8 protein-coding genes are annotated in these 6,417 nt (G+C 68.0%); 3 read left to right on the forward strand and 5 right to left on the reverse strand.

The window, feature by feature from the left end; all coding sequences use genetic code 11:
• Nucleotides 1–40: 40 nt before the first annotated feature.
• The 4 genes from rplI to rpsF form a co-directional block, all read right to left on the reverse strand.
• Entirely contained in the window at nucleotides 41–487 is a 447-nt protein-coding gene (gene rplI / locus ACWIF2_RS39570) for a 50S ribosomal protein L9 (RefSeq protein ID WP_215120326.1), read from the reverse strand.
• A gap of 18 nt (nucleotides 488–505) precedes the next feature.
• Nucleotides 506–742 carry a 30S ribosomal protein S18 gene (rpsR, locus tag ACWIF2_RS39575; RefSeq protein ID WP_003949403.1) on the reverse strand — a complete coding sequence of 79 codons (237 nt, stop codon included), beginning with the start codon at nucleotides 740–742 and terminating at the stop codon, nucleotides 506–508.
• A 44-nt stretch (nucleotides 743–786) separates the two neighbouring features.
• Entirely contained in the window at nucleotides 787–1,374 is a 588-nt protein-coding gene (locus tag ACWIF2_RS39580) for a single-stranded DNA-binding protein (RefSeq protein ID WP_454366410.1), read from the reverse strand.
• Nucleotides 1,375–1,450: 76 nt separating this feature from the next.
• Nucleotides 1,451–1,741 carry a 30S ribosomal protein S6 gene (gene rpsF, locus ACWIF2_RS39585; protein ID WP_030847098.1) on the reverse strand — a complete coding sequence of 97 codons (291 nt, stop codon included), beginning with the start codon at nucleotides 1,739–1,741 and terminating at the stop codon, nucleotides 1,451–1,453.
• A 264-nt stretch (nucleotides 1,742–2,005) separates the two neighbouring features.
• On the opposite strand from rpsF, the gene ACWIF2_RS39590 reads away from it, so the two are divergent.
• The 3 genes from ACWIF2_RS39590 (at nucleotide 2,006) to ACWIF2_RS39600 (ending at nucleotide 4,698) form a co-directional block, all read left to right on the forward strand.
• Nucleotides 2,006–2,323 carry a hypothetical protein gene (locus tag ACWIF2_RS39590; RefSeq protein WP_399022194.1) on the forward strand — a complete coding sequence of 106 codons (318 nt, stop codon included), beginning with the start codon at nucleotides 2,006–2,008 and terminating at the stop codon, nucleotides 2,321–2,323.
• A 166-nt stretch (nucleotides 2,324–2,489) separates the two neighbouring features.
• Nucleotides 2,490–3,611 (forward strand): peptidoglycan bridge formation glycyltransferase FemX, encoded by a 1,122-nt coding sequence (femX, locus tag ACWIF2_RS39595; RefSeq protein WP_215120323.1) that lies wholly within the window; start codon nucleotides 2,490–2,492, stop codon nucleotides 3,609–3,611.
• A gap of 55 nt (nucleotides 3,612–3,666) precedes the next feature.
• A complete protein-coding gene (locus ACWIF2_RS39600) occupies nucleotides 3,667–4,698 on the forward strand; it encodes an alanine racemase (RefSeq protein WP_454366412.1) in 1,032 nt (343 codons plus the stop codon).
• 111 nt (nucleotides 4,699–4,809) lie between these two features.
• Here ACWIF2_RS39600 and ACWIF2_RS39605 read toward each other — a convergent pair whose 3' ends face one another.
• Nucleotides 4,810–6,324: a glycosyltransferase family 87 protein gene (locus ACWIF2_RS39605; protein ID WP_454366414.1), complete on the reverse strand. Its 1,515-nt coding sequence runs from the start codon at nucleotides 6,322–6,324 to the stop codon at nucleotides 4,810–4,812.
• Between the last annotated feature and the right edge of the window lie 93 nt (nucleotides 6,325–6,417).

Consider the following 6,417-nt stretch of genomic DNA (forward strand, 5'->3'; position numbering starts at 1 on the left):
GGTGCGGCCCCATCGCTCACTGCATCAGCGAGCGCGACACTCAGGCCGCGACGACCTCGATGCTGACCTTGGCGTCAACCTCGGGGTGCAGACGCACGGACGACTGGTGAGCGCCCAGCGACTTGATCGGCGAACCGATCTCGATGCGGCGCTTGTCGACCTCGGGGCCACCGGCAGCCTTGATCGCCGAGGCGATGTCGGCCGGGGTGACGGAACCGAAGAGGCGACCGGCGTCGCCGGCACGGACGGCCAGGCGGACCTTGACGCCCTCGAGCTGGGCCTTCACCTGGTTGGCCTGCTCGATGGTCTGGATCTCGTGGATCTTGCGAGCACGACGGATCTGCTCGACGTCCTTCTCGCCGCCCTTGGTCCAGCGGATAGCGAACTTCCGCGGGATCAGGTAGTTGCGAGCGTAACCGTCCTTGACGTCGACGACGTCGCCCGCGGCGCCGAGGCCGGAGACCTCGTGGGTGAGGATGATCTTCATGTGTCGGTCACCCTTCCCTTATCGCGCGGTGGAGGTGTAGGGCAGCAGCGCCATCTCACGGCTGTTCTTCACGGCCGTGGCGACGTCACGCTGGTGCTGCGTGCAGTTGCCGGTCACGCGGCGGGCACGGATCTTGCCGCGGTCGGAAATGAACTTCCGCAGCATGTTCGTGTCCTTGTAGTCCACGTACGTGACCTTGTCCTTGCAGAATGCGCAGACCTTCTTCTTCGGCTTGCGCACAGGCGGCTTCGCCATGGTGATTCTCCTGTGTGATCAAGAAGTTTGGGTGCGAACCCGCCCTAGAAGGGGGGCTCGTCCGAGTAGCCGCCGCCGCCGCCGGAGTTTCCACCCCAGCCGCCGCCACCGCCCTGGTTGCCACCGGCGGGAGCGCCGGTCGCCCACGGGTCGTCAGCGGGAGCGCCGCCGCCCTGCTGGCCGCCACCGGGGCCGCCGCCCCAGCCGCCGCCACCCTGGCCGCCACCGCCACCGCTGCCGCCGCCGTAGCCGCCCTGGCCACCGCGGCCGGTGGTCTTGGTGACCTTGGCCGTGGCGTTGCGCAGGCTGGCGCCGACTTCCTCGACGTCCAGCTCGTAGACCGTGCGCTTGACGCCCTCGCGGTCCTCGTAGGACCGCTGCTTCAGCCGGCCCTGCACGATGACGCGCATGCCTCGCTGGAGCGACTCGGCGACGTTCTCCGCCGCCTGACGCCAGACCGAGCAGGTCAGGAAGAGGCTCTCGCCGTCCTTCCACTCGTTCGTCTGGCGGTCGAAGGTGCGGGGAGTGGACGCGACACGGAACTTCGCGACGGCCGCACCGGAGGGGGTGAAGCGCAGCTCGGGGTCGTCGACAAGATTGCCGACCACCGTGATGACGGTCTCGCCTGCCATGGGGAACCTCTCGGCGGGTTTGCTGCTGGCTGCTTGTGCTGCTACTCGAATCCCGGGATCAGCTGAGCGGGAGAGCTCAGTGGGTCTCGGGGCGGAGGACCTTGGTCCGGAGGACCGACTCGTTCAGGTTCATCTGGCGGTCGAGCTCCTTGACGACCGCAGGCTCGGCCTGCAGGTCGATGACCGAGTAGATGCCCTCGGGCTTCTTCTTGATCTCGTACGCGAGACGACGACGGCCCCAGGTGTCGACCTTCTCGACCTTTCCGCCGCCGTCACGGACGACAGAGAGGAAGTTCTCGATCAACGGAGAGACAGCGCGCTCCTCGACCTCGGGGTCGAGGATGACCATCACCTCGTAGTGACGCATGTGGAACCCACCTCCTTTGGACTCAGCGGCCACGGTCGATCCGTGGCAGGAGGGTTGTGATGCGTATCCGACGGTATCGGCCACCACTGACAGTCGGGGGTTCTGTCGAGAACCCTCTGTCGTGACATGGGCAGACACCGGTACGGACGGTACAGAGTACCCGCACAGCGGCTTGCGGTTGAAATCCGGCCGTGAGGGCAGCCAATCTGTACACATCGGGTGTGTATGGCGCTACGATGCGCCGACTTTCGCAGGAGGTGCCCTATGGCACAGGCATTGCGACCCAACACCGCCGGCGGCCTGTTCGCCACGGACGGCAAGCCCCACCCCCTCCAGGACACCCTGCTCGCGGTGACCCTGGTGCTGGGCATCACGTCGTTCGTCACGGCACTCGTCGACGATGACCTGCACCTGCTCAGCTCCTGGACCGGCCTGGTGGGGATTCTCATCGGTGCGTACGGCCAGTGGATCTCGGAGACGACCCGTGAGCGCTTCGGCCTGATTCTGGGCCTGGGAGCCTCGGCTGTCGGATTCTTCCTGGGCATGGCGCACGGCGGGTTGTTCGGCGGGCTCATCGACTGACGCCAGGCGCACCCCACCTGAACATCGTGTGACGCCCCGGCCGCCCACGGGCCGGGGCGAAGGTTCCGTACGCCCAACCGGCGCGCTCCCAAGGCGCAGTAGGCTTCGCGCGAGAGCCGGAGCCCCTGAACCCATGGGGACACACCAGCCCGAGGAGCGCCCCGAAATGAGCCTGACCCTGAGGACCATCAGCCGCGAGCAGCATCTGGCCTACATCCAGAGCCTGCCGTCGGCGAGCCACATGCAGGTCCCGGCCTGGGCTGACGTCAAGGCGGAGTGGCGCTCCGAGCACCTCGGGTGGTTCGACGACAGGACCGGCGAGCTCGTCGGTGCCGGCCTGGTCCTCTACCGGCAGCTCCCCAAGATCAAGCGCTACCTCGCCTACCTGCCCGAGGGCCCGGTCATCAACTGGTTCTCGCCGAATCTGCAGGAATGGATCGAGCCGATGCTGGCTCACCTGAAGCAGCAGGGCGCCTTCTCCGTGAAGATGGGCCCGCCGGTGATCATCCGGCGCTGGGAGGCCGCCTCCATCAAGCAGGGCATCCAGAACCCCGACGTGAAGCGGCTGCGCGACATCGAGGCCGACCACATCGAGCCGCGTGCCTTCGAGGTCGCGGACAAGCTGCGCCGCATGGGCTGGCAGCAGGGCGAGGACGGCGGCGCCGGCTTCGGCGACGTCCAGCCCCGGTACGTCTACCAGGTGCCGCTGGCCAACCGCTCCCTGGAAGAGGTCCACAAGAACTTCAACCAGCTGTGGCGCCGCAACATCAAGAAGGCCGAGAAGGCCGGCGTCGAGGTCGTCCAGGGCGGCTACCAGGACCTCGAGGAGTGGCAGCGGCTGTACGAGATCACGGCCGTGCGCGACCACTTCCGGCCGCGGCCGCTGTCGTACTTCCAGCGCATGTGGACGGCCCTCAACACCGAGGACCCCAACCGCATGCGGCTGTACTTCGCCCGGCACAACGGCGTGAACCTGTCCGCCGCCACGATGCTGATCGTCGGCGGGCACGTCTGGTACTCCTACGGCGCCTCCGACAACATCGGCCGTGAGGTCCGGCCCTCGAACGCGATGCAGTGGCGGATGCTGCGCGACGCCTACGCGCTCGGCGCCACCGTCTACGACCTGCGCGGCATCTCCGACTCGCTGGACGAGACCGACCACCTCTTCGGCCTGATCCAGTTCAAGGTGGGTACGGGCGGCCAGGCGGCCGAATATCTCGGCGAGTGGGACTTCCCGCTGAACAAGCTGCTGCACAAGGCGCTCGACATCTACATGTCGCGCCGCTGACCGACACACCGCAACCGACCCACGTCAACCACGGAGAAAGGTTCCAGGTCCGGCCATGGCGCTCACGCTCTACGTCGACACCGCGCGCTGGCGTGCGCACCACAAGCACGTGCAGGATCAGTTCCCTGGGCTCGTCCCGGTCTGCAAGGGCAACGGCTACGGCTTCGGGCACGAGCGGCTGGCGGAGGAGGCCACCCGGCTGGGCTCGGACATCCTCGCCGTCGGCACGACGTACGAGGCCGCGCGCATCAAGGACTTCTTCGGCGGCGACCTGCTGGTGCTGACGCCGTACCGGCGTGGCGAGGAGCCGGTGCCGCTGCCGGACCGGGTCATCCGCTCGGTCTCGTCGATAGACGGCGTGTACGGCCTGGTCGGTGCCCGGGTGGTGATCGAGGTGATGTCCTCGATGAAGCGGCACGGCATCAGCGAGCAGGACCTCGCCCAGCTGCACGCCGCCATCGAGAACGTCCGCCTGGAGGGCTTCGCCATCCACCTGCCCCTGGACCGCACCGACGGCTCGGACGCGGTCGAGGAGGTCATCGGCTGGATGGACCGGCTGCGCGCGACCCGGCTGCCCCTGCACACCATGTTCGTCAGCCACCTCAAGGCCGATGAACTCGCCCGTCTTCAGCAGCAGTTCCCGCAGACCCGGTTCCGTGCCCGCATCGGCACGCGGCTGTGGCTGGGGGACCACGAGGCCACCGAGTACCGCGGCGCGGTCCTGGACGTCACGCGTGTCGCCAAGGGCGAGCGCTTCGGCTACCGGCAGCAGAAAGCGGCCTCCGACGGCTTCCTCGTGGTCGTGGCGGGCGGTACGTCGCACGGAGTGGGCCTGGAGGCCCCCAAGGCGCTGCACGGCGTCATGCCGCGCGCCAAGGGTGTCGCCCGCGCCGGCCTCGCGACGGTCAACCGGAACCTTTCTCCGTTCGTCTGGGGCGGCAAGCAACGCTGGTTCGCCGAGCCGCCGCACATGCAGGTCTCGATCCTGTTCGTGCCCTCGGACGCGCCGGAGCCGAAGGTCGGTGAGGAGCTGGTGGCCCATCTGCGGCACACCACCACGCAGTTCGACCGGATCATGGACCGCTGACCGGCACGGTGCGCTGAGGCCGCACAGCTCAGCAAGAAGGCCGTACACGGTTTCCCGTGTACGGCCCTTCGCTGTACGGCCTTCCGCTGTACGGCTCTTCGCGTCGTTCGCTCAGAGCGAACTGCCGGTCGCGTCCCGTTTGCCCCACTGGACCTGCGCCCCGTCGAACCGAGCGGTGGTCGTGTGCCGCGAGGGACGGGCCGCCGGGCCGAGGACGAAGACGTCCTCGGCGCCGTCGAGCACTCCGCCCGAGGGATCGTCGTCGCCGGACCGGCGCACCGGATCCCGATCCGGCATGAGGATGTCGCGCACGATCATGGCGCACAGGTACAGCGTCCCCAGCAGATGCAGGCCGATGGCCCAGTGGTAGCCGTCGGCCGGCAGGCCCTTGTGGGCCTCTCCGCTGGTTGTGTACGCGAGGTACAGCCAGATTCCCAGGAAGTACGCCACCTCGCAGGCCTGCCAGATCAGGAAGTCCCGCCACTTCGGCCTGGCGAGCGCCGCCAGGGGAACCAGCCACAGGACGTACTGCGGCGAGTAGACCTTGTTGGTGAGGATGAACGCCGCGACGATCAGGAAAGCGAGCTGGGCGAACCGCGGGCGGCGCGGGGCGGTCAGGGCGAGCGCCGCGACACCCGCGCAGCACACCAGCATCAGCAGCGTGGCGAGCGTGTTGACGGTGTCGGTGCTGAGTGGGTCGTCCGAGTTCTGGGCCATGATCAGCCAGAAGGAGCCGAAGTCGACGCCCCGCTCCTGGCTGAACGTGTAGAACTTCGACCAGCCCTCGAACGCGAAGAGCATCACCGGCCCGTTCACGACGACCCAGGCGACGATCGCACCGCCCAGAGCCGTCCCGAACGCACGCCATCTGCCCGCGCGCCAGCACAGCACCATCAGCGGCCCGAGGATCAGGAAGGGATAGAGCTTGGCGGCCGTGGCGAGCCCCAGCAGGACGCCGAAAGCGAGGGGGCGGCCGCGTGACCACATCAACATCGCCGCGGCCGTCAGAGCGACCGCCAGCAGATCCCAGTTGATGGTCGCCGTCAGCGCGAAGGCAGGTGCCAGGGCCACCAGCAGACCGTCCCAGGGTCGCCGGGCATGGGCACGGGTCACGCAGACGGCGATGACCGACGCGCACACCATGAGCATCCCGGCGTTGACCATCCAGTACCACTGCTCCTGGTACTGGATGGTGCCGCTGCCGGGCGTGAGCCAGGCGGCGACCTCCATGAAGACACCGGTCAGCACCGGGTACTCCAGGTACTGCATATCGCCGGGGAGCCGGTCGAAGTACGGCACGAGTCCGTCGGCGAAGCCTCGCCCCTGGTAGAGGTGCGGGATGTCCGAGTAGCACGCGTGCGTGTACTGGGAGCTGGCACCGAAGAACCAGGCTCCGTTGAAGCAGGGCGCCTTCTGGACCAGGCCGAGGGCGAACATGCCGATCGCCACCAGCGCGATCACCCGCACGGGAGTCCACCGGGACGCCCCGATCAGGGCACGCCGCCCCAGCAGGCCGCCGATCAGTTCGCTGCCGGCCGCGGCGACCTCGTCCTCCTTGGTCGGCCGCACCCGGTCCGGCTCGTGGACGCTCGATTGCGTCGATTCTGCACTGGGCATGCCGCACATCCTGCCGTACGTGTCTATCAATACGCCGAGGGCCGCCGTACCCGAGTGGGTACGGCGGCCCATGTTTCACGTGAAACAGCTTCGCGTTTCACG

The organism is Streptomyces sp. NPDC055506, assembly GCF_053643595.1.